Raw genomic sequence first — 22,030 nt, forward strand, 5'->3', positions numbered from 1 at the left:
AAAGGAGAAATCGTTGGTTAGTCATTGTAACGATTCTCACATTCAGTCTATTTGAATACTTTTCTTAGTGTTTCTCCGATCGTCGCCACGCCAACAATCTCGATTCCCTCTGGAGGTGTCCAACCACCTAAATTATTTTTCGGTAAATAAATCTTGGTAAAGCCTAACTTTTGCGCTTCGCGCACTCGCTGTTCAATACTATTCACACGACGAATTTCGCCAGTCAATCCAATCTCACCAATAAAACATTCCGTGGGTTTTGTTCCATTTTCTTTATAACTGGAAGCAATGCTGACTGCCACCGCTAAGTCGATTGCCGGTTCATTGATTTTGACACCGCCTGCCGCTTTTAAGTAGGCATCTTGGTTTTGCAGCAATAACCCTGCACGTTTTTCTAAAACAGCCATAATTAGGGAAACTCGATTAAAATCTAAACCCGTTGTGGTCCGTTTCGCATTGCCAAACATCGTTGGTGTGATCAGCGCCTGGACCTCGACTAAAATCGGACGGGTGCCTTCCATGGCTACGACGATTGCTGAACCAGTGGCATCAGCCAAGCGTTCCTCTAAAAATACTTGAGAAGGATTTGCTACTTCCTCTAGTCCATGCTCCCGCATTTCAAAAATACCGATCTCATTCGTGGAACCAAAACGATTTTTTACTGCTCTTAATATTCTGAATGTATGATGCTTATCTCCTTCAAAATACAAAACCGTATCCACCATATGCTCTAACATTCTAGGTCCTGCAATTGACCCTTCTTTGGTCACATGACCCACGATAAAAATGGCGATCCCATTCGTTTTTGCGATTTTCAATAACTCAGCTGTCGTCTCTCGCACCTGACTGACGCTACCGGCAACACTGGTTACATCGGGTTGTGTCATCGTTTGAATCGAATCAATGATGACATAATCAGGCTCCAGTTTTTCGATTGCTCGGGCTATTTCATTCATATCTGTTTCTGCATATAAGTAAAATTCTGTATCGATCGAGCTTAAACGCTCCGCACGCATTTTGATTTGTTCTGCACTTTCTTCACCAGAAACATAAAGAACTTTACCACCGATTTCAGCTAGTTGCTGAGATACTTGTAGAAGTAATGTTGATTTACCGATCCCAGGATCCCCACCAATCAACACTAGCGACCCAGGAACCACGCCGCCGCCTAAGACTCGATTCAACTCTACCAACTTCGTCTTAACTCTAGGTTCTTTTTTGGGAACCACTTCAGCTAAACGTTGGGGCTGTGTTTTTTTACCCGTTAGGCTCACTCTCGCACGACGATCGGTCGTATCTTGAATAATTTCTTCTGTCATCGTGTTCCACTGACCACAGTTCGGACAACGGCCTAAATATTTAGGGGAGATGTATCCGCACGTTTGACACTCAAATTGAACTTTTGCTTTCTTTGCCATATGCTATCTCCTCATTTTGATGTATTCTTTATTTTACCATAATATAAGCAGCTTAGACTAAGACTTCCCTCTATTAAGATACGCAATTTCCAAGCGATTCCATTTTAGTTTTTGCCAGATGAACCAAAACCACCTGTACGTTCATTTTCTACGTCATCTACATCCGCTAAAAGAAACGGTTTGAAAATCCCTTGTCCGATTCGTTCCCCTTTTTCGATGGTCATCTCTTCATACCCGAAATTTAGAAATTGAAACATGATATGTCCTTCATTGCCTTCGTTATTATAATAATCGCGATCGATCACACCTACGCCATTCGCTAACATTAAAAAGCGTTTCAAGGGGTTCGATGAACGGCTCACGAGTTCTAAGTATTCATTTTCAGCCATATATGCTTTGATCCCTGTCTTTACTAAAACAGGTTTAGGTGCGACGCCTTGGGCTTGTAATTGCCAAACGCTTGGTACTACTACTGTTTCTGCTGCTTCAAAGTCATATCCTGCAGCACCTTTGGTCGCACGCTGCGGAATCGAGATTCCTTTGTCTGTATAATCTGTTATAATTTCAAATCCTCGTTGTTTCATTAAAAAGCTCCTCTACTTGTAAACTATTTCTATTTTAACATATTCCCATGGTCCCCAGTTTACTTTTATACTTTCTTTAATATTCTCCTGTGCTTTTTTAGTGTTTTCAGATCATTTAGGCTGATTTTGTTGATAATCCTGTTTAATATTCGATTTTATCATCGTATATAAGATGAAAGAAAAAAAGAGAATCAATCCAACGATACTTATGATGTGAATATGCTCCACTAACTGGAGCGCACCAGGATTTTGGGTTCGATGTGCTGTAATCTGCAAAACAGTTTTGACAGGTAAGTGCGCTTGCTTAGCCAACAGCCACAAAATGCTCATCAACAACAATTGATGACTAACACTGCCTTTCGTTTGAGTACTATATTTTGTGATGATTCGCTGATCCTGCGGCAAAATCTCTTCTTGATAGTAGCTTCGGTTCAAGAAATTACCAGTAGCGCTGATAAGGCAACTTAAAAGAAAGACGCCAATAGGAAAAAGCGGACGAAACAACAGTAAAAATAAAGAAAAGATAAAGCCTCCAACATGGACAGTCTTCGGATCGAGTGTAGCGAACAAACGATACAACAATTTAATAACGAAGGCCGAAGCAACGATTCCTAAAATATACGGAACATACAAATTGACTGTAAGTCGACTTGCACCTAAACGTAGTGAAACATAAAACGTGCCAAAAAGCAGGAGAAAATTCATACACATCCCATTGCCAAATGTTAGTAAATTAAGCCACAATGGTAACTTCCAAGTCTTTCTTCGACGATTCAAATACCAAGCAGAGATTAAAAACAAAACCGAAAATCCAATAATTCCCGCATCCAACAATTGAGGATCAAACAATAAACGTGCTGAACGAATAAATAGCAAGAGTGCGAAGAAAACTAGAAATAAAAAGAACTCTTTGATCGCTATTACCTGTTGATCGACTTCATTAAAATCAATTTCATAATCTGGATAATGGGTCACTGTATGATACGCCGCAATATACAATAACGTGTACTCTCCTAAAACTAAAGGAATTCTCAATTCTTTTGTCAGTGTTAGTGAGGCAATCACTCCAGCTAAAATCAGTATAATGAACAGATATTTTCTAGCAGTCAATACAGAATATCCTTGTCTTTTTTCATGATAATTGACAGTTGTATTGGCAGCTGGCAGCCACGAGGCACTTAACCCTAGTAAAACTGCTGAAAAAAGATACGCCGGAAAGTAAAATTGCCCCATCACACCAAGCAAGCACCCAGCACCTCCGATCAATATAGAAATGATCAACACATTAAAGCTTGTCAATGCCAGTTTGAAACTCTTCAACAGGAAAATACCTGTCATACGAAAAGTATAAAACAAGACAAACGGTAAAATCCGCTCCATTGTCTTGCCATCGCTTAAACTTAGAAATAAAAAGTAAGGGATAAAAGTAATTGTATTCGATAAAGTAAACGGCGCAACTTGTAAAGCATTGCGGGCCAGTTCTTTTAATTTAGCCATTAATTATTCTCCTTTGATACAGTTTGTTATGTAGGTAGTCTACCACGTTAACAGAAAAAGTGAAATGAATCACTGACTAAAAAAAACTCGATGAAAAGAATTCAGTCGATCACCGAATTCTCAACACCGAGACAATTACTTAACTATTCCTCAACAAACATCAATTCCGTCTGTTGCACTAATTTTTTGTGCATTCATCTACACTGGTTCATCCACTAACTTCGTTTGATTTTTTTCAAAGACTTTAAAGAATGGGTAATAAACAAAGATACTCAAAACGACCAAGAAAACATAGAATACAATATTACGCCAATCCATCGTAGCTAGATACGCTTGAGCGAAAAATGGTGTAAATGAAGGATCCACGATAAAACCTAGAGAGATCATGCCTATTTTCTGCGCAAAATACGTTAGAAACAACGAAATGACAGGCATCAGTAAGAATGGAATCCCTAAAATCGGATTAAACACAATCGGTAAGCCGAAAATAACAGGCTCATTGATAGAACAAATTCCTGGTACAAAGGACAATTTCCCAATCGTACGATATTGCGGTACTTTGCTGAACATCATTAAAATCACTAAACCTAACGTATTACCAGCACCACCCAAAACAGAAATTCGGAACATCTGCAAGTTCATCAAATGACTCATCACTTCTCCATTTGCAGCTTGCTCCGCATTTAATCCTGTTTGAGCGACTCCTAATGTAAATACAATGGGAAAAATAATCGATGATCCATTGATGCCAAATAACCAAAGGACATTTCCTAAGGTCACGATCAATAACAGCCCGCCTAAACTTCCAGCTATATTCACAGCAGGAGTCAACACGGACATGACTGCGTCAGGAAATGTTTGATCGAGCAATCCTAGAAAAAACAGATTCATACCATAAAAAAGCACAATGTTTGTCAACAAGGGAATCAAGGTATTGATAAATGTCACGACCATTGGCGGTACTGTGTCTGGCAGTGAAATCTTAATATTCTTCACTTCAAAAAAGCGACTGACTTCGACTACTAAAAGACCTAAAATAATTGCCACAAACAATCCATTCGTCCCTAAATAATTTAGAGAAATCGTCCCTTCTTTCACAGGCGTGCAAACCAATAAATATGTCACCATACTGACCATGCCGTTCATCGCAGCATTTAATTTGTATTCATTTGATAACGAATAAGCGATCCCAAAAACACTGATCAAGCCAATGATACCCATCGTAAGATTGTATGGCGCTGTGATCATATCGTAATTGGCAACTGCGAATTCTTTCCAATTCGCTAAAAATTTCATAAAAAGTCCAGCATGAGTCGGATCATACTGATCCATATTGATCGGCGGATTGGCAAAAATTAAAAAAAAGGAACCAATCACAATAAACGGTAAGCCAAACATCATTCCGGTAGAAACTGCTTTAAGATGTCGTTGATTGCCAATTTTAGTTGCAAACGGACTTAAAATATCATTTAATCGATTGACCATAGATCCTTTAGTACTCACTGAATTTTTCATCAAAAAGTCCTCCTTAGACTTGCCAAGAATTAAATTCAAAAGCCGATTCAACGACTTCATTCGGGTCATAGCGTTCAATGATTTTGGCGTACTCCTCTTTATAATCATTGGTCACTTCAGCTTGGGGAATGACGATGCTTGCTTCATTTAAAAAGTGCTTGGAATCACGTCCCATTTCTTTTCCTCGAGTAGTATGTTTATCCAAAGCAATATCAGGGATTTCAGGAACGTACCCCATCGCAAAGCTTTTTATCACGATATTTTTTAATAAATCAGAAGAACGATCTTTTTCAGAGTGACATAAATAGCGAATCGCATGGAAAAAGAACATCGCTCGATCAGATTCATTATATTGGAATTCTTTACGCATTTGATTTAAGTTATTAATCATGATTGCAGCATTTTCATTACCCATGCCAATGTCTTCAACTGAAATTGCCAGCAACCTACGCCATAATTTTTCTTCAAATTGAGGGGAAGTAATGTACATTTCATAAGCGAAGTCGCAGGCTGCGCGTTCATTTCCACGACGAATCGACTTTTGTAAAGCAGAGACAACTTCATCTCCGTTTAGATTGTTTCTAGTTTTAACTCTTGCCCACGGATCATGGATATATTCTTGTTCTGTCATGTTATAATACTCCTAACTAAAATGAATTTAAGGGTGATTCAAGTGAATATTGATAGTCTTGCAGAAAAATACCAATTAAATAAAACGGAAAGCCAAATTTTAGCGTACATGAATGATCATCGTGTTGAATTAAAAAACTTAGGTATTCGAGAAATTGCGAAAAAAAGTTTTGTTTCTACTGCAACGATCATCAATATGGCGAAAAAAATGAATTTCACTGGCTATAGCGAACTCGTTTTTTACATCAGTGAATTTAATCTCAACCAAGAACGACTAGAAAAACACGATGTAGTTGCAGCATACGGAGAACCTTTTTTAGGACTTCTAAAAAAATATCAAGAGAAGAATATTATGATCTTAGGTTCTGGGTTTTCACAAAATTTAGCAAATTACTTTGCTGAATACCTCAATCTTTATGGCTTTAGAGCAACTTCGAATAGTCACTTAGAGTTTTTAAGGAAAAGTCATAAAGATGACGTACTTTTGATCTTCATCAGCAATTCCGGCAACACTGGTAGGATCTCTGAACTAGCAGAAATTGCTCAAACCAATGAACTTGAAAGTATTTGTTTTGTAGGCAGTGATCAGTCAGCTATCAGTAAAACTTCTACACTGTCTATTAGCACGAATACTTATTCACCAAGCTCTCATCAAGACTATTATCCGCAATTATTCTTTGGTACTGTATTGATTCAATTTGAATTATTAATGAGTTATACCCTTCAAAACTTACGATAGAAGAACGATTCGGCCGATGTCTCTTCACGCCATATTATAGTAGAAAAAATCCACAATAAGAAGCGCTTTCAAGCGGATGTGAACATGTTTACCAATTTATAAACATGTTTGCGATGCTCTTCAGAATGAAAACTCCGTGAAAAATTTTACGAAACTACCTTTTTAATCTTTTTTTAATCTAGCCTTTCTGTTATAATGGTTTTCACATTTACTAATACTAAATTGAGTAAATGAATGATCATATCGAAGGAGAGATAGATGTATGAAAACTGTTTACAATTTTTCAGCTGGTCCCGCCGTTTTACCTAAAAGTGTATTGGAAAAAGCACAATCCGAATTGGTGAATTACGAGAACAGCGGCATGTCCGTGATGGAGCTGAGTCACCGGTCCTCCCTTTTTGAATCGATCATTGAAAATGCTGAAACACTACTCAGAGAATTGATGACGATTCCTGATAACTATAAAGTCCTCTTCTTACAAGGGGGCGCTAGTATGCAATTTACGATGGTTCCTTTGAATTTAGCACAAAATAAAAAAGCCTTATACGTCAATACTGGTTCTTGGGCAAAAAAAGCCATCAGCGAAGCGAAAAAAATCGATAACGTTGATGTTCAGGTCATTGCATCAAGTGAAGATAAAAATTTCAGTTATATTCCCGATACCCATAAACAAGATATTCCGCAAGATGCTGCTTATCTCCATATTACGACCAACAATACGATCGAAGGCACCACGATTTTTAATTTGCCGGATGCAGGTGATGTGCCGATCGTCGCTGATATGTCTTCCAATATTTTATCAATTGACTATAACGTCGCTGACTTTGGGTTGATCTACGCTGGTGCGCAAAAAAATATTGGACCAGCCGGACTTACAGTTGTGATTGTTCGTGATGATTTGATTGGTCAAGCAGATGTTCTCAGCGCTATGTTGGATTATGAGATCCATGCAAAAAATGGCTCAATGTACAATACGCCGCCGACTTACAGCATTTACATGGCTAAACTTGTCTTTGAATGGATCAAAGAACAAGGTGGCGTTCGTCAAATGGAACAACAAAATAAGGAAAAAGCAGCCATTTTATATGATGCAATCGATGCCTCCAACTTATTTTCTTCACCTGTAAATCCGAAAGACCGTTCAATCAACAACATTCCTTTTATTACTGGAAGTGATGAGCTAGATAAAAAATTTAATCAAGAAGCCTTAACAGCAGGATTTGAAAACTTGAAAGGGCATCGTTCTGTCGGCGGTATGCGTGCTAGTTTGTACAATGCCTTCCCTAAAGCTGGTGTTTCAGCTTTAGTCGACTTAATGAAAAAATTTGAAGCAGAATACGGAGGAACGAACTAGATGTATGATATTAAAACATTCAATGCGATCGCCCCAGTTGGTTTAGCACGCTTTAACGAAGAAAATTTTACGATCAATAAAACAGAAGCCCCAGCCGGTATCATCTTACGTAGTGAAAAACTCCATGATTATGCCTTTCCTGCGTCAGTCTTAGCCGTCGCACGTGCCGGAGCTGGAACCAATAATGTGCCAGTCAAACAGTGTACTGAAGAGGGAATCGTGGTCTTTAATACCCCAGGTGCCAACGCAAATGCTGTAAAAGAGCTAGTGATCGCTTGCTTACTTCTATCCGTACGTCCCATTTTAAAAGGTTCCAACTGGGTCCAAACATTGACTGGAGCTGACACAGAAGAACAAGCGGAAGCACAGAAAAAACAGTTTGCTGGAACGGAATTAGAAGGCAAAAAACTCGGTGTGATCGGTTTAGGTGCAATTGGTGCAATGGTTGCTAATGATGCTTATCGTTTGGGCATGGAAGTAACAGGTTTCGATCCTTTTGTATCCGTTGATACTGCTTGGAGTATTTCACGTCGTGTCAAACGAGCGCAAAGTATGGAAGAGGTATTAAAAACCTGTGATTTTATCACTGTCCATGTGCCTTTATCTGAAAATACCCATCATTTGATTGGCAAAGAACAACTGAAACAAATGAAAAAAAATGCTGTTTTACTTAACTTTGCTCGTGGTGAATTAGTGGAAACGCAAGCTGTGATCGAAGCCCTTGCTCAAGGAGAAATCAGTAATTTTGTCACAGATTTTGCAGATGAACGCTTATTGCACAACGACAAAATCTTGGTTTTACCTCATTTAGGTGCTTCAACGGAAGAAGCTGAGGTCAACTGCGCCAAGATGGCTGCTCGTACACTGAAAAAATTCTTAGAAACAGGGAATATCAAACGCTCTGTCAATTTCCCAACGGTCGAAATGGCCTTCAATTCGCCATTCCGTTTCACGATCATCCACAGAAACGTTCCCAATATGTTAGGACAAATCTCAACAGGCATTGCTAATTTAGAAATCAATATTGATACGATGATCAACCGTAGTCGTGATGACTATGCCTATACAATTGTTGATATTGCCGAAACGGATGAAGAAAAAATCAATGCTGCTGCAGAAAAAATTCAAGCAGCTGAAAATATTATTCGTGTCAGAACCATCAAAAATACTGAGGCGGTGAGTTACTAATGGTTATGATCCATCCCTTTAAAGGTATTCGACCAGCGGCAGCGTTTAGCGAAAAAATCCCTACCTTGCCTTATGATGTTCTAAATTCAGCAGAAGCTCGAGAATTAGGTGCCGATAATCCATATTCTTACCTGCACATCGACAAAGCAGAAATCGATTTACCTGAAACTCTTTCTCCTTACGATGAGCAAGTTTATGCCAAAGCTGCTAGTAATTTACAAGCCTTTTTACAAAAAGAATGGTTGGTCCAAGATGAGCAACCGCTTTTATATCTTTACGAATTAACAATGAATGGCCGCGCTCAAACTGGTCTTGTGACGTGTACTTCGATCACGGATTACACAGAAGGTAAGATCAAAAAACATGAATTTACTCGTCCAGAAAAAGAAGTCGACCGCATCCGTCATATTGAAGCTTGTGATGCCAATACTAGCCCGATTTTTCTAACTTATCGCCAAAACAAACAGATTCAAACAGTGACAGACGACTGGAAAACAACTCATACTCCCGTTTATGATTTTACAAGTTTCCATGACGTTACACATCGTGTTTGGCTTGTAGACCAACCGGAAGTGATCGAACAACTAGTGACACGTTTCGCTCAAGATGTGCCGGCTTTATACATTGCAGATGGACATCATCGGACCGAATCTGCGGTAAAAGTTGGACAAAAGAAAAAAGAAGCACATCCTGAAGCAACTGATACAGCTGAATTTAACTACTTCTTATCTGTTATTTTTCCAAAAGAAGAGTTAGAAATTTTAGATTATAACCGGGTCTTGAATGTCCCGATCGAAGCAGATTTCCTTGATCGTTTAGCAGAGGCATTCACAGTCACAAAAACAGACAATGGAAAACCTACCCAAGCAAAAGCATTTGGGATGTATTTAAAAGGACAGTGGTTTACTTTAACCGCTAAAGAAGGAATTTTATCTGATGATCCTGTTGCTGGTTTAGATGTTTCTTTACTTCAAAATCATGTATTTGCAGAAATTTTTGATATCCAAGATGTCCGCACAGATAAACGGATCGATTTTGTCGGCGGCATTCGTGGCATGGAGGAATTAGAACTATTAGTAGATAGCGGACAATGGTCGGTTGCTTTTGCCGTTTACCCAACAACGATGGATGATCTACTAAATGTTGCAGATGCAGGAAAAATCATGCCGCCAAAATCAACTTGGTTTGAACCTAAATTGTTAAGTGGATTATTTGTCCATGACTTAGAGACAAATTGAACGGAAAGCTGTAAAATAGAAGAATAAAATCTAAGCTTGGACAAAAGCAGAATTTTTTGTCCAAGCTTTCTTGCAAATAAACGGAAATGGCTAGATAATAGCCTTAAGTAAAATAACCTGGAAATGTTAGGATATAAGTGAGGTCAACCATGCGAAAACAATTAAAAGAAGCAAAACGAATCGTCGTCAAAGTTGGGACAAGTACATTGATCTACCCCAATGGCAATATCAATTTAAGCGCCATCGATCAATTAGCTTTTACCTTATCCGATTTGCGTAACCAAGACAAAGAGATCATCTTAGTCTCGTCTGGCGCAATCGGTGTTGGCTTAAATAAATTAAACATGGACAAACGACCCCCAACCATTCCAGAGCAACAGGCAGTGGCGGCAGTTGGGCAAGCGGAGTTGATGAATATTTACAATCAGCGCTTTTTGACTTATAGCCAGCAAATTGCCCAACTACTATTGACTCGAGATGTGATCGAATATCCTGAAAGCCGTAAAAACGTAACGAATACAATAGAACAATTACTGCAGATGGGCATCATCCCAGTTATCAATGAAAATGATACGGTTGCGATCGATGAATTAGACCATCTGACGAAATTTGGTGACAATGATCAACTATCCGCAATTGTTACCCAACTCATTCAAGCAGATGCCTTGATCATGTTATCGGATATTGATGGTTTCTTTTCTGATAATCCCAATACCAACAAAGATGCCACCCTCTTCTCTGAAATCAACGCTATCAATGACGAGCTTTTACAAGTTGCAGGAGGCAAAGGTAGTCGTTTTGGTACTGGTGGTATGTATAGCAAATTAAAAGCGGCAGAACGCGTATTAGAGCATAATGGCGCGATGATTTTAGCAAACGGACAACAACCTAAAATTATTTTTGATATTTTAGCGGGTGAAATGATCGGCACGTTATTCATTTCATTCTAAAAAAGGGGGGAACATTTTATGACTGATTTAATCCAACTAGGGAAACAAGCGAAAGAAACAGCCTACCAATTAGCTTTGATGGATACAAAAACGAAAAATGATTTGTTGTTGCATATGGCCGATGCCATAGAAAATAATACCGAGAAAATCTTAGCTGAAAATCAAAAAGATCTAGCTACAGCCAAAGAAAATGGCATTACTGACACAATGCTAGATCGTTTACGTTTAACTGATGAGCGAATCAAAGACATGGCTGACGGTGTTCGCCAAGTCGCAACATTAGCTGATCCAATTGGTGAAGTCGACAAGATGTGGAAAAATGAAGATGGTTTGATGATCGGCAAGCAACGTGTCCCACTTGGGGTGATCGGGATCATCTATGAATCTCGCCCGAATGTGACTACAGATGCAGCAAGTCTTTGTTTTAAAACTGGAAACGCCGTGATTTTACGTGGTGGAAAGGAAGCCTTTTATTCCAATCAAGTCTTAGTATCGGTTTTACAACAGGCACTGGAACAAAAAGGAGCTTCTCCTTTTGCAATCCAGTTTATTGCTGATACCTCTCGTGAAACTGCTCAACAGTTAATGAAACTCAATGACTATCTAGATGTTCTAATCCCTCGCGGCGGTGCAAATTTGATTAAGACGGTCTTAACGACAGCGACTGTGCCAGTGATCGAAACAGGAACGGGCAATTGTCATGTCTATATCGATAAAGAAGCACAGCTAGAAATGGCTACAACGATCATTGTCAATGCAAAATGCCAACGCCCTTCTGTCTGTAACTCAGCAGAAACACTATTGATCCATCAAGACGTAGCAGCAGATTTCTTACCTGTTATCGAAAAAGCTTTGAATGAATATAATGTAGAATTGCGTGCAGATGAACGGGCAATCACTATTTTTGAACAATCGATCCTAGCAACGGAAGAAGATTGGGAAACGGAATTCAACGATTTTATTCTCGCTGTTAAAGTCGTAGATTCTTTAGAAGAAGCGATCCAACATATCAACCGTTATAACACAAAACATTCTGAAAGCATCGTTAGTGACAATTATTTTGCGACACAACAATTTTTACAACAAGTTGATGCTGCTGCAGTTTATGCTAATGCCTCCACACGATTTACGGATGGCTTTGTTTTTGGATTTGGTGCCGAAATTGGGATCAGCACACAAAAATTACATGCACGTGGTCCGATGGGCTTAGCAGAACTAACTTCTACAAAATATATTGTTTATGGAGATGGGCAATATCGGAAATAACTTCAACACAAAATGCTCCAGAGGTAAAGTTGTTTAGATCACTTTATCTCTGGAGTCTTTCTTTATTTTATAAACAGATTTTACTGCTCTTCTTTCCATAAAAAGGATAAGCTTGCAGAGTAATGTACTGAAGCTAAATTTCAGTTTGCCAGATTAAACAAGTTGCTTGAAATGCCCTAACCTTGAAGTAGCTGATTTTCCTACATCATTTATTCAGATTTTACATGATTTTTATAGAACAAAGTATTTTAGTACACCGAATAAGTTGTTCCCATTCAGTCCATTTCTTAAATCCTATTTACCTAAGGTGTAACTCCTACTTGCCATAATATAGACGTTCTATAGCTTCCTTTTTGAATCACTTCATTAGAAAAAACTTCTATTTGTAAACCTGTTTGATCCGTTATCCACTTTTCACTAACGTTGTATACGCCAGATCCTGTTTCTATCGGTTGGGCTTCTCCTTTTCTTAAGTAGAATTTCTCTGTATCACTCACTTTATAGGTAAGCGCTCTTGGAAGGTCTTCACTTGGGCTGTCGACACTTCTCAATGAATCTTCTAGCGTAGCTGTTAGTGTCCAAGGTGTTTTAGTTACTCGATTATCACCCACAATCAGCGGAACATCATATTTCGGTTGTTCGGCCTTGATATGCGGACGAATCAAATAATTATCGCCAAAGTTCATTTTTGAAGGGAAGGATTCTATATACAGCATTCCTTTAAATTCATACGAAATAGTTTTTGCTGTTTTTTCTATTGTTACCTTCTCCAGTCCAGTAACAAATTCATAATGCTTCTCTTTCAGGTCTGCAATAGTCTTTTTGATTGCCTCGTTTTCTGTTAATATTACTTCACTTTCAATAACACCTTTGATCGTAATCGGATCACTAATCGGTTTTTGCTCTTCATTAACAAATATAACTTGGACTCTTCCTAATGTTTCTTTAAATACATACTCAACACTACTATCTTCCATTCCTATAGTTACAGCCTCATTGTCTGGACGTTTGAGGAGTTCATAATGATTGGCTTCAAGCGTTGCAAGCTTTTGTCTGACCGTTGGATTTTCTCCGACATTAATCGACGTATCGATGGGTAGATTTAAAACAAACGGATCATCAACTGGTTCACCCTCTTCATTAACGAAGTTAACGGTAAGATTCCGCTTGATTCTTGTAAAGATATAGGACACCTGGGTTCCATCTTTTGTAATAAGCACACCATTTTCATTAGTCGGACGGATCAGCTCGGGCTCATATTTCCCTGATGCTTTGATGATGTCAAGTGTACGTTTAACATCCGCGTTTTGTGTTAAATCAGCTGACTCACCAGTTAAATAGTTTTTGACTACCGGCTCTACTCCTGCTAATTGTATTGGTAAATTAGCGTCATCAAGGAAATTGACAGTCACAGAAGAAGGAAAAGGCCCAACATCTGTATACGTCATGTTACTAGTTTTCATTTCCTCAGGATTGTAGACTATTCCCAGATTTTGTATACGGATGCTTTGGGACAAATCACCTTCGTCTTTTATCTTTACACTAAAAGTAGCTACCGCATCGTTGTGACTAGGATTTTCTTCGTTTGATACGAGTACGGCAGATTCACTGTCAGGACTGTTAACAGTCAGCCCACTTGTTGTCAATATTGGACTTGTGCCGTTTATATCCGCAACCGGCACGCCATTAACAGCTGTTGTATTTGGAACATACTCTACATATGGTGAAAGTGTCTCTTTCACTTTAGTCTGTAATGACATGATGTTCCCAGTATTCCTAACACTAAATTTATACTGAATCGTCTCACGATAATTCGCAGTTAGCGGAGCTTGTGCAACTATAGACAATTCAGTATTATATTTTGGAAAGTTCAGTGAAGCAAAGTCTGTAACTAATGTTACTGATCCTCCCATATTTGGTAAATTAGTGCCCTTCTTATCCGTATAAACAACCGTTCCTTCTTCAAAACTAACAATTGCTCCCAAATTATTCTGATCACTGACCAGTAATCTTCCATCTGACATAAATGCAACAGCTGGTGAGTGATCCAACTTAGGAATAGGAAGAACATCCACTATTTCTCCAGTTGCTATTTTTATTTTTAGCATGCGTACTTTTCTATTCGTCGTAGCATCGTTTGAAACAACAGCATACAAAAATCCATTGTCATCTGCCACAGCATCTCCCATAGCATAAAAATCAGATATCGGGAGACTAGTTGAATTGGTCATAGGAGTCTTTGATACCAATGTACGAGCATCGACATCATAAATATAAATATTTAGCTTTCCTTCACTCGATGCTATATCAGAGGTGGTAATGTATTTACCATCTGAAGTGAAGGCACCAGCTCTAGCAGAGCCAGCTAAGCCAGTTGCGTTCCATTCCCGCTGGACGACACCGTTCCAGTCAATATACTGCATAGTAGTTCCGGTATTCGATTTAACATAAAAACCGTCATCTCTTACACCTAAAGCGTTCATATAAGCAAAGCTAACACCTGATCCATTAATTTTTACTATCCTAGTATACCCTTTAGTTACGACATCGTTCTCGTCAAGAGAATACCAAAAAAGATAGTTACTATCCGTATTGTTATTAACTGTTCCATAGACATACTCAGGTCCTTTAGGGATCGTTTCAGCCTGTGCCTCTATAGACAGTGAGAATAGACAGATTACTACTAGAAAGCTGATGATTGCTCCAACGATTGCGTTATTTTTAAAGTTTCTCATAAAAAGTTCTCCTTCCAATTTTACTTCCTATCATAGTGAAAGATTGATACCAAAAGATACCTTCCATCTTTACTTACTTCATACGAATAGTATCTATCTTAATTTCTTCTAGTTAATAAGAATGCATCTTCAACATAACTTCAACCAATTTTAAGTATCAGGTACTTCCGCCTCAACTTCTTAATATAGAAAAATAATAGTTAAATTTATATTGTAATTACCTTTTAACAATTCATCTTATTCTCAGAATGGAACGTACCAAACTTTCTGTTACAAAATTACCACTTCTTACTCCTCCTTACACTATTCTAGTATAAACAAACAAAAAATTCCATAACACAAAAATAGTCTTTTTTTTATGTTTATTTCTTAACTTAAAGAATAAAATTAAATTTAAATGAGTAAATAATATCATTTTATGCTAGCTTCCAGCCATAATTTAAACGTCAAATCAAAGAAAAAATCCTTCTATCATGAACAGGTTAAAATAGTGATACACACAAGATAAAACTACCAATAAATAGCGATTTTATCGATTATCATTGCATTCTATACAAAAATTATAATAGGAGTATTAGCAATCTGATTCGTTAAAGGGTGACTTATTTGATTCAGATTATTCGAATGACTAGCACATCTTCTTTATCAAAACAGAGTCAAATTTCTAGGAAAAAAACTAATTCTTAAAATAACAATTCTTTATTTTAATTCTCTTATTTACGACGAAATAGCTACAGATTTTCCTAAGTAATTATCTTCTTATCAATTATCATTTTCATTCATAAATACCGTGACTTCACGCAACAAAAATCCATTCTACGTTGATTGATCACAGATTGAATTTTTGTATCCGTATAAAAAAGGGAACTTGATTCTAATAAACGAGCTCTTCAATATTCTTTTTTTATCTTTCTAACTTTATTCTTTTTAATAATTTAAAATAAAAAAATTATTCCACGACAAAATTTACTTTACCATCCAATATACAACACACACCCTTTTGATCGTACTGTTTGAATTGTTTCCGATGTGCCTATCACTTGTACAAATTACTGATTCGATAAAATTTATGATCTTCACTGCTCTTTCAGTTATGAATAATAGTGATTGAGCAATTGCTACCCTTGCTCAGTCAGCCTTGGATCAGCATAATGAATCCCAAATTCAGATAATTTTGCTAAAAATATTTAGTTCGAAAATAAAAGAGGATAGACAGAAAATAAATTATACGATAGCATATAAATTAATTATGCAAAAATAGATAACCACAAGGAGGGAGCTCATGGTTCACATGCGTGACGGTCACACCCACACAGAATTTTGTCCACATGGAAAAGTCGAAGATACAGAATTGCTAATTAAACGTGCAATCAGCCTCGGATTTAAAGAATACAGTATTACAGAACATGCCCCATTACCTAAAGGGATTGAAAAAAAAGCAGCTGGTGATCTTGACGTGTGGACAACTGCGTCCATGGCTTTAAATGATGTGGATAACTATTTTAAAAGGATGAATGAACTGCGGAAAAAGTATGCCTCTGACATCATTATCCACATTGGATTTGAATTGGATTATTTTTCAGATTTTGTAGGTTGGACTCGAGATTTTTTAGCGGAATATGGTCCTCAAACTGATGATGGCATTTTATCTGTCCATTTCCTCGAAGGACAAGATGGATTGCGTGGGATCGACTATTCTTTTGAAGAATATAAGAGTGGGGTAATTGACTATTTAGGCAGCTTTCAAAAAGCCCAAAATCTTTACTACCAATGCGTTTTAGACTCTCTAGAAGCTGATCTAGGTCCTTTTAAACCTAAACGTCTAGGTCACATTTCTTTGTGTCAAAAATTCGAACGTTTTTTTGATGAAGAAACAAGCTATTCATCAGAAAATAAAATACTTGTCCACACCCTATTGAGCCGTATTCAACAAGAAAAATACAGCTTAGATTTAAACACAGCAGGATTTTATAAACAAGGTTATCAACAGAGTTATCCACAGGTGTGGATAACTCAAAAAGCGATTGAATCAGGGATTCCATTGGTTTATGGATCAGACACTCACGCACTAAACGATGTTGGTCAAGGATATGACAAAATTCAGCATTGGCTTTAAAAAACTAAGACTCACGGATATTTTCTTCCATGAGTCTTAGTTTTTCGGTTAATTCAACACTTCCATGCTGCATGTTGCATGTTGCTACAGGCTTTTAGACATTTAGTTGACCCGCTCTTCTTGTCGTCTCATTAATATATATATGAATTATTTATTCATGAAAATTATTGTTAGAATAGCTAATTAAACTATTTTAACAATAATTTTCCACTTAAACCTTTCGATTTTCATTAATTTTTTCTTTCTGGCGATCAATTTTTCTATGGATATGCTAAACTATATATATTCTATTTATTACGTTGTGAGGTTGATTATGAAGAAAAAAATACAGACATTTATCAAAGAAAACTGGCCATATATGACCGCCAGCTTTTTCATTCCCTTTTTTGTGATGGTCATTATTTATTTAAGTCTCGGAATTTATCCTGGAAGTAGCCGTAGTGTGATGGCCAGCGATTCCTTTTCACAATTTTCCAATTTCCATGCTAGTTTCAATAATATGCTGCATGGCAAACAAAGTATTTTTTATACTTGGAATGCATCCTTAGGACTAAATTATCTCTCATTGATTTCCTATTATCTTGGTGGGCTATTTACGCCACTAGTCATTTTCTTTAAAAATCAGAATATTCCTGATGCCTTGTATTTGATTACTTTGCTGAAAATCGGTTCAGCTGGCTTAGCGTTTTGGTTCTTTGCTAAAAATACTTATAAGATACCAAGATGGGGCCATGTGATGCTTAGTGTGCCATATGCTTTGATGTCATTTGCTACGGCGCATTCAGAAATTATTATGTGGTTAGATGCGTTTACTTATCTACCGTTGGTTATTTTAGGAATTCACCGCTTGATGGATGAACGAAAACCAACACTATTATTTGTAAGTTATCTACTATTGTTTATCTCAAATTTTTACATGGGCTTTATGATCGGTATCTTCTCTTTCCTATATTTTATCGCCCGAATGTTGACAAACTGGAAGAGTTATAAAAAACGTATCCTACCTTATGGAATCACCTCACTTTTAGCAGGTGGCGCTTCGATGATCTTAGTATTACCAGCGGTCCTTGATTTACGAGCAAATGGTGAAACCTTGTCACAAGTCACTCAATTTAAAACCGAAGCAACTGCTTTTTGGGATATTGTCATGAAAAATATGATCGGTGTTTATGACACGACGAAGTACGGCTCGATTCCCTTTATCTATGTGGGGCTACTTCCTTTGATATTCTGTGTTTTCTACTTTATCACAAAAGAAATTCCTAAGAAAAACAAGCTATTATTTGGTAGTCTGTTTATCATTTTAATTGCTAGCTTTTATATCACACCACTAAATTTATTTTGGCACGGGATGCATGCACCGAATATGTTCTTGTTCCGTTATAGTTTCCTCTTTTCTTTCTTAGTGGTGCTACTAGCGGGATATGGCTTTGAGAAATTCAAAACTGATGATTTAGGGGTACTAGTGGGCTCTACGATCATGCTGATTGCGATTTTTGCACTAGCTGAAGGGACAAAAAGTACGACAAGTTATGACTATATTCCGATTTCAGCATTTGTCATCACAGCTTTATTTTTACTCCTGTATCTTGCCGGAATTGTTTTTTATCAATTAAAAAAAATACCGATGCATTATCTGATTGTCTTACTGTTATTGCTTGTTTCAACAGAGGCGTTTATCAATACCAATTCAATGCTAAAAGGGATTTTAGAAGATTGGAACTATGCTTCACGCAGTCTTTACTCAGAACCATATCCATCAATCAAACAGTTGGTCGATAAGACAAAAAAAGAGAATGATTCTTTTTACCGCTTAGAAAATTTAAACCCTGTTTCTTCTAATGATAGTATCAACTATGGCTACAGCGGAGTCAGCTTGTTTTCTTCCATCAGAAATCGACATTCTTCTGCTTATTTAAACGATCTAGGATTTCGGTCTAGAGGAACTGGTTTGAATATTCGCTACCCAAATAACACGTTACTGATGGATTCACTCGTTGGAATTAAATACAATATTTCGGAAAGTGATCCCTTGAAATTCGGCTTTTTCCCAATAGATAAAGCTGGGAAATTCTCATTATACGAAAACAGCAATGCGTTGCCTTTAGGCTTTTTAGCTGATAATGATATCTACAAAGTCAAACAACCTACTAATGATAATTTAACTAGTCAAACGGCACTGTTCAATGCCTTATCTAATCAAAAACAAACGTACTTTAAGTTTTATCAACCAACGATCATTAATAAAAATAATGTCAAAATCGAACAAAATGCAGGGAATGTAACGTATAAAGAAGTGCAAAACAACATTGCCAAAGATATTACCTGGACTGTTGATGTACCAGCTTATACACAAGCTTACCTAAGCCTGTTTCCAACCGATTTTGGCCAATTGGAAAGTTCGACTGCTACAATGTCTGTGAATGGGACGAGTCAAAAATCTCAGATCAATATTACAGGACAATATTACAATATCGGTTACTATGACAAACCTACCACGGTTACGTTTACGGTTAGTTTCTACGGTACAACAGCTGTTAGTTTTATGGAACCTAAGGTGGTTGGTTTAGATACAAAAGCCTTTGAACGTTCTATTCAGGTAATTCAAGATAAAGGCGCTGATTTAACAGCTAAAGGACGGAAAGCTGTTGGAACTGTGAACGCAGAGAAAGATCAAGTCCTTTTAACAACGATTCCTTATGACAAAGGATGGAAAGCCTATGTCGATGGAAAAAAAGTACCCGTTGAACCATTTAAAAAAGCCTTTGTTAGTATTCCCGTAACGCAGGGTGAACATACAATTGAATTTGTTTATCTGCCAGAAGGATTTATGCCTGGTGTGGTTTTGTTTATTGTTTGTATTGGTGGCTTTGTGGTCTATGTACGATTCACAAACAAGCCAAAACTGGCGTTAGTAAAATCGAATAAGCGTAAGCGTCGAAAACGTTAAATCGATGATTTGTGAGCTTGGGACTGGCGTCCCAAGCTCTTTTTTTGTAATGCTCATCATAAATCTCTACAAAAAAAGAAAAATAAATTTCGATGAAACCTTTTTGATAAAATTAGAGTCTAAACAGTTATAAATAGGAGGGGGAAGTCCATGAAAAAAAAGGAACAAATAAGTTTGGTTAAAAAAGCAAAAACAGGCGATGCACAATCGTTTATAAAACTTTGTGAAGCCTATCAAATCGTACTATACAATTCAGCTTATAAATTACTTTTAAATAATGAAGATGTTGCAGACTGTCTGCAAGAAACTGAAATTCGCGCGTGGCAAAAAATTACGAATATCAAAAATGACGCAGCGTTTAATTCTTGGATTTTTAGAATTATGATCAATATTGCTAAGGACATTTTAAAAAAAAGAGTTGAAACAGTTAAATTTGAGGAAAGTTATATGAATACTAAAGAGAGCAACTATGAAAGATCTCACTTAGAAGAAGAATTTAACCAGTTACCAGATAGGTATAGAATCCCGATCATTTTACATTATTACGCAGGTTTTAACATTAACGAGATTGCTGAACAACTGAATCTATCTAAAAATACTGTTAAAACAAGGCTTGCACGTGGCAGAATAAAATTAAAAATATTATTGGAGGAGAAGTGAATGGATAAAAAGAAGAATGATATCATCCGACAAGAAACGGAAATTCCAAAAGAAGTAATGGATAAATTAGTTCAAAATCGCGAGAATATTTTAAATAATCCTATAAAGCAGGAAAAAAAGAAATTCAACATTAAATTCAAAAAACAACTCATTATCACTTTGGCAATAGTTGCGTCTCTTATTCTAATTGCCCTGATCAATCCACAAACGAATACAGCAATCAAAAATGCTTTAGGCATTAGTACTGATTCCGGTGTTGTAACTGTGGAAGAACACGGTATCCAAACAGAACTTAATTTAACCAGTACCTATAATAATCGAGAAATCACCGTAACAAAATTCGTTTCAACTAAGAAAAGATTTGCTTTTGACTATCAATTTAAATTAGACGATGAAAAATTAAAGGAGTTACTGGAAAAGCAACAGTCCCCTGATCGAAAATTTACCAAATTCGCTACAAATTTTCAAGATTTTGACATTGGCCTCTTTGTTGATGGCCAGACTGACGATATCCGTGGGGGTGGAATGTATAACTCTACTTTTCATGTAGAAGGAGATACTTTTTACGGTTCTGTTACTGCAACGCTTAATCAAGAAGACATACCTAGCAACGCTAAATTAACGCTTCACATTTATAAACTTATGTGGCAGGATGATGAGGAGCTGGATCAAGCCTTTACCGAAGCTTCTAAAACCAATAGTCCCTTCGGCGTTGATAATGCTTTAACATACGAAGGCGATTGGCGTTTTGATATTGCTTATAAACCCTTGACTCAAACGGCTGAGACTCAGTTTAGCAACTTAAGTAATATCACAAATCCAACCGCTAGCAGTGATGCCTTGCAAACAACAGTCAAATTTATTACGCCTCTTAAAAATGACGTTTATCCAGCAGCTCTGCTTTACAAAGATGGTGTAAGAACGGAAAATCAAATTCTTACACAATTATTTAATTACGAAACGGGTGAAATGGCGTTAACTTTAAGTATAAGTGCACTAGATACGTCCTCTGTGTATACGGTTCAAGTAAACGAAATTGATGACTTCACTGGTGAACCGATTGAAGAAATTGGTCATTTTGACATTCAAAATAAAAAAGTACCCTACCCTCATTCTGAAACTAAATAAATCGAAAAAAGCGAATCCTCTAAATTAAAAAATATAGAATAAAACCAATCGCGGTTTTATTC

The 22,030-nt window shown here is 37.1% G+C and carries 16 protein-coding genes; 10 read left to right on the forward strand and 6 right to left on the reverse strand.

Annotation, left to right across the window (positions count from 1 at the left end; genetic code table 11):
* Nucleotides 1–47: 47 nt before the first annotated feature.
* The 5 genes from radA to IGJ50_RS15930 form a co-directional block, all read right to left on the reverse strand.
* Nucleotides 48–1,418, reverse strand: coding sequence for a DNA repair protein RadA (radA, locus tag IGJ50_RS15910; protein ID WP_069639497.1), 1,371 nt, complete (start codon nucleotides 1,416–1,418; stop codon nucleotides 48–50).
* 104 nt (nucleotides 1,419–1,522) lie between these two features.
* Nucleotides 1,523–2,002, reverse strand: coding sequence for a dUTP diphosphatase (locus IGJ50_RS15915; protein ID WP_069639496.1), 480 nt, complete (start codon nucleotides 2,000–2,002; stop codon nucleotides 1,523–1,525).
* 111 nt (nucleotides 2,003–2,113) lie between these two features.
* The gene (locus IGJ50_RS15920; RefSeq protein ID WP_207121144.1) at nucleotides 2,114–3,499 is read right to left on the reverse strand and encodes a hypothetical protein; all 1,386 of its coding nucleotides are present in this window, start codon (nucleotides 3,497–3,499) and stop codon (nucleotides 2,114–2,116) included.
* 198 nt (nucleotides 3,500–3,697) lie between these two features.
* The gene (locus tag IGJ50_RS15925; protein WP_429951393.1) at nucleotides 3,698–5,014 is read right to left on the reverse strand and encodes a PTS sugar transporter subunit IIC; all 1,317 of its coding nucleotides are present in this window, start codon (nucleotides 5,012–5,014) and stop codon (nucleotides 3,698–3,700) included.
* 13 nt (nucleotides 5,015–5,027) lie between these two features.
* The gene (locus IGJ50_RS15930; RefSeq protein ID WP_069639493.1) at nucleotides 5,028–5,645 is read right to left on the reverse strand and encodes a hypothetical protein; all 618 of its coding nucleotides are present in this window, start codon (nucleotides 5,643–5,645) and stop codon (nucleotides 5,028–5,030) included.
* Nucleotides 5,646–5,687: 42 nt separating this feature from the next.
* On the opposite strand from IGJ50_RS15930, the gene IGJ50_RS15935 reads away from it, so the two are divergent.
* The 6 genes from IGJ50_RS15935 (at nucleotide 5,688) to IGJ50_RS15960 (ending at nucleotide 12,379) form a co-directional block, all read left to right on the forward strand.
* Entirely contained in the window at nucleotides 5,688–6,383 is a 696-nt protein-coding gene (locus IGJ50_RS15935) for a MurR/RpiR family transcriptional regulator (protein WP_429951395.1), read from the forward strand.
* Nucleotides 6,384–6,645: 262 nt separating this feature from the next.
* Nucleotides 6,646–7,737, forward strand: coding sequence for a 3-phosphoserine/phosphohydroxythreonine transaminase (gene serC, locus IGJ50_RS15940; protein WP_429951397.1), 1,092 nt, complete (start codon nucleotides 6,646–6,648; stop codon nucleotides 7,735–7,737).
* On the forward strand, nucleotides 7,738–8,925 hold the full coding sequence (locus tag IGJ50_RS15945) for a phosphoglycerate dehydrogenase (protein ID WP_069639490.1): 1,188 nt from the start codon (nucleotides 7,738–7,740) through the stop codon (nucleotides 8,923–8,925). It begins immediately after the preceding gene.
* Nucleotides 8,925–10,163 carry a DUF1015 domain-containing protein gene (locus tag IGJ50_RS15950; protein WP_429951399.1) on the forward strand — a complete coding sequence of 413 codons (1,239 nt, stop codon included), beginning with the start codon at nucleotides 8,925–8,927 and terminating at the stop codon, nucleotides 10,161–10,163. The genes IGJ50_RS15945 and IGJ50_RS15950 overlap by 1 nt, the downstream gene beginning before the upstream one ends.
* 149 nt (nucleotides 10,164–10,312) lie before the next feature.
* On the forward strand, nucleotides 10,313–11,113 hold the full coding sequence (proB, locus tag IGJ50_RS15955; RefSeq protein ID WP_429951401.1) for a glutamate 5-kinase: 801 nt from the start codon (nucleotides 10,313–10,315) through the stop codon (nucleotides 11,111–11,113).
* A gap of 18 nt (nucleotides 11,114–11,131) precedes the next feature.
* The gene (locus IGJ50_RS15960; RefSeq protein WP_429951403.1) at nucleotides 11,132–12,379 is read left to right on the forward strand and encodes a glutamate-5-semialdehyde dehydrogenase; all 1,248 of its coding nucleotides are present in this window, start codon (nucleotides 11,132–11,134) and stop codon (nucleotides 12,377–12,379) included.
* A gap of 302 nt (nucleotides 12,380–12,681) precedes the next feature.
* Here the strand turns inward: IGJ50_RS15960 and IGJ50_RS15965 are convergent, their stop codons facing one another.
* Complete coding sequence (locus tag IGJ50_RS15965) at nucleotides 12,682–15,114, reverse strand: MucBP domain-containing protein (RefSeq protein ID WP_429951405.1); 2,433 nt, start codon at nucleotides 15,112–15,114, stop codon at nucleotides 12,682–12,684.
* A gap of 1,282 nt (nucleotides 15,115–16,396) precedes the next feature.
* On the opposite strand from IGJ50_RS15965, the gene hisJ reads away from it, so the two are divergent.
* From hisJ to IGJ50_RS15985, 4 genes are all read left to right on the forward strand, one after another.
* The gene (gene hisJ, locus IGJ50_RS15970) at nucleotides 16,397–17,230 is read left to right on the forward strand and encodes a histidinol-phosphatase HisJ (protein WP_429951407.1); all 834 of its coding nucleotides are present in this window, start codon (nucleotides 16,397–16,399) and stop codon (nucleotides 17,228–17,230) included.
* A gap of 313 nt (nucleotides 17,231–17,543) precedes the next feature.
* Nucleotides 17,544–20,180 (forward strand): YfhO family protein, encoded by a 2,637-nt coding sequence (locus IGJ50_RS15975; protein WP_429951409.1) that lies wholly within the window; start codon nucleotides 17,544–17,546, stop codon nucleotides 20,178–20,180.
* Nucleotides 20,181–20,330: 150 nt separating this feature from the next.
* A complete protein-coding gene (locus tag IGJ50_RS15980) occupies nucleotides 20,331–20,840 on the forward strand; it encodes an RNA polymerase sigma factor (RefSeq protein ID WP_429951411.1) in 510 nt (169 codons plus the stop codon).
* Nucleotides 20,841–21,968, forward strand: coding sequence for a hypothetical protein (locus IGJ50_RS15985; protein WP_429951413.1), 1,128 nt, complete (start codon nucleotides 20,841–20,843; stop codon nucleotides 21,966–21,968).
* The last annotated feature ends 62 nt before the right edge of the window (nucleotides 21,969–22,030 follow it).

Origin of the sequence: Enterococcus sp. AZ101, from assembly GCF_050499005.1 — a bacterium.
Taxonomy (GTDB): domain Bacteria; phylum Bacillota; class Bacilli; order Lactobacillales; family Enterococcaceae; genus Enterococcus_L; species Enterococcus_L ureilyticus.

Bases quoted from the DNA above. Each gene is read 5' to 3' on its own strand.
- radA (WP_069639497.1), bottom strand. From the start codon at position 1,418: ATGGCAAAGAAAGCAAAAGTTCAATTTGAGTGTCAAACGTGCGGATAC.
- IGJ50_RS15915 (WP_069639496.1), bottom strand. From the start codon at position 2,002: ATGAAACAACGAGGATTTGAAATTATAACAGATTATACAGACAAAGGA.
- IGJ50_RS15920 (WP_207121144.1), bottom strand. From the start codon at position 3,499: ATGGCTAAATTAAAAGAACTGGCCCGCAATGCTTTACAAGTTGCGCCG.
- IGJ50_RS15925 (WP_429951393.1), bottom strand. From the start codon at position 5,014: ATGAAAAATTCAGTGAGTACTAAAGGATCTATGGTCAATCGATTAAAT.
- IGJ50_RS15930 (WP_069639493.1), bottom strand. From the start codon at position 5,645: ATGACAGAACAAGAATATATCCATGATCCGTGGGCAAGAGTTAAAACT.
- serC (WP_429951397.1), top strand. From the start codon at position 6,646: ATGAAAACTGTTTACAATTTTTCAGCTGGTCCCGCCGTTTTACCTAAA.
- IGJ50_RS15945 (WP_069639490.1), top strand. From the start codon at position 7,738: ATGTATGATATTAAAACATTCAATGCGATCGCCCCAGTTGGTTTAGCA.
- IGJ50_RS15950 (WP_429951399.1), top strand. From the start codon at position 8,925: ATGGTTATGATCCATCCCTTTAAAGGTATTCGACCAGCGGCAGCGTTT.
- proB (WP_429951401.1), top strand. From the start codon at position 10,313: ATGCGAAAACAATTAAAAGAAGCAAAACGAATCGTCGTCAAAGTTGGG.
- IGJ50_RS15960 (WP_429951403.1), top strand. From the start codon at position 11,132: ATGACTGATTTAATCCAACTAGGGAAACAAGCGAAAGAAACAGCCTAC.
- IGJ50_RS15965 (WP_429951405.1), bottom strand. From the start codon at position 15,114: ATGAGAAACTTTAAAAATAACGCAATCGTTGGAGCAATCATCAGCTTT.
- hisJ (WP_429951407.1), top strand. From the start codon at position 16,397: ATGGTTCACATGCGTGACGGTCACACCCACACAGAATTTTGTCCACAT.
- IGJ50_RS15975 (WP_429951409.1), top strand. From the start codon at position 17,544: ATGAAGAAAAAAATACAGACATTTATCAAAGAAAACTGGCCATATATG.
- IGJ50_RS15980 (WP_429951411.1), top strand. From the start codon at position 20,331: ATGAAAAAAAAGGAACAAATAAGTTTGGTTAAAAAAGCAAAAACAGGC.
- IGJ50_RS15985 (WP_429951413.1), top strand. From the start codon at position 20,841: ATGGATAAAAAGAAGAATGATATCATCCGACAAGAAACGGAAATTCCA.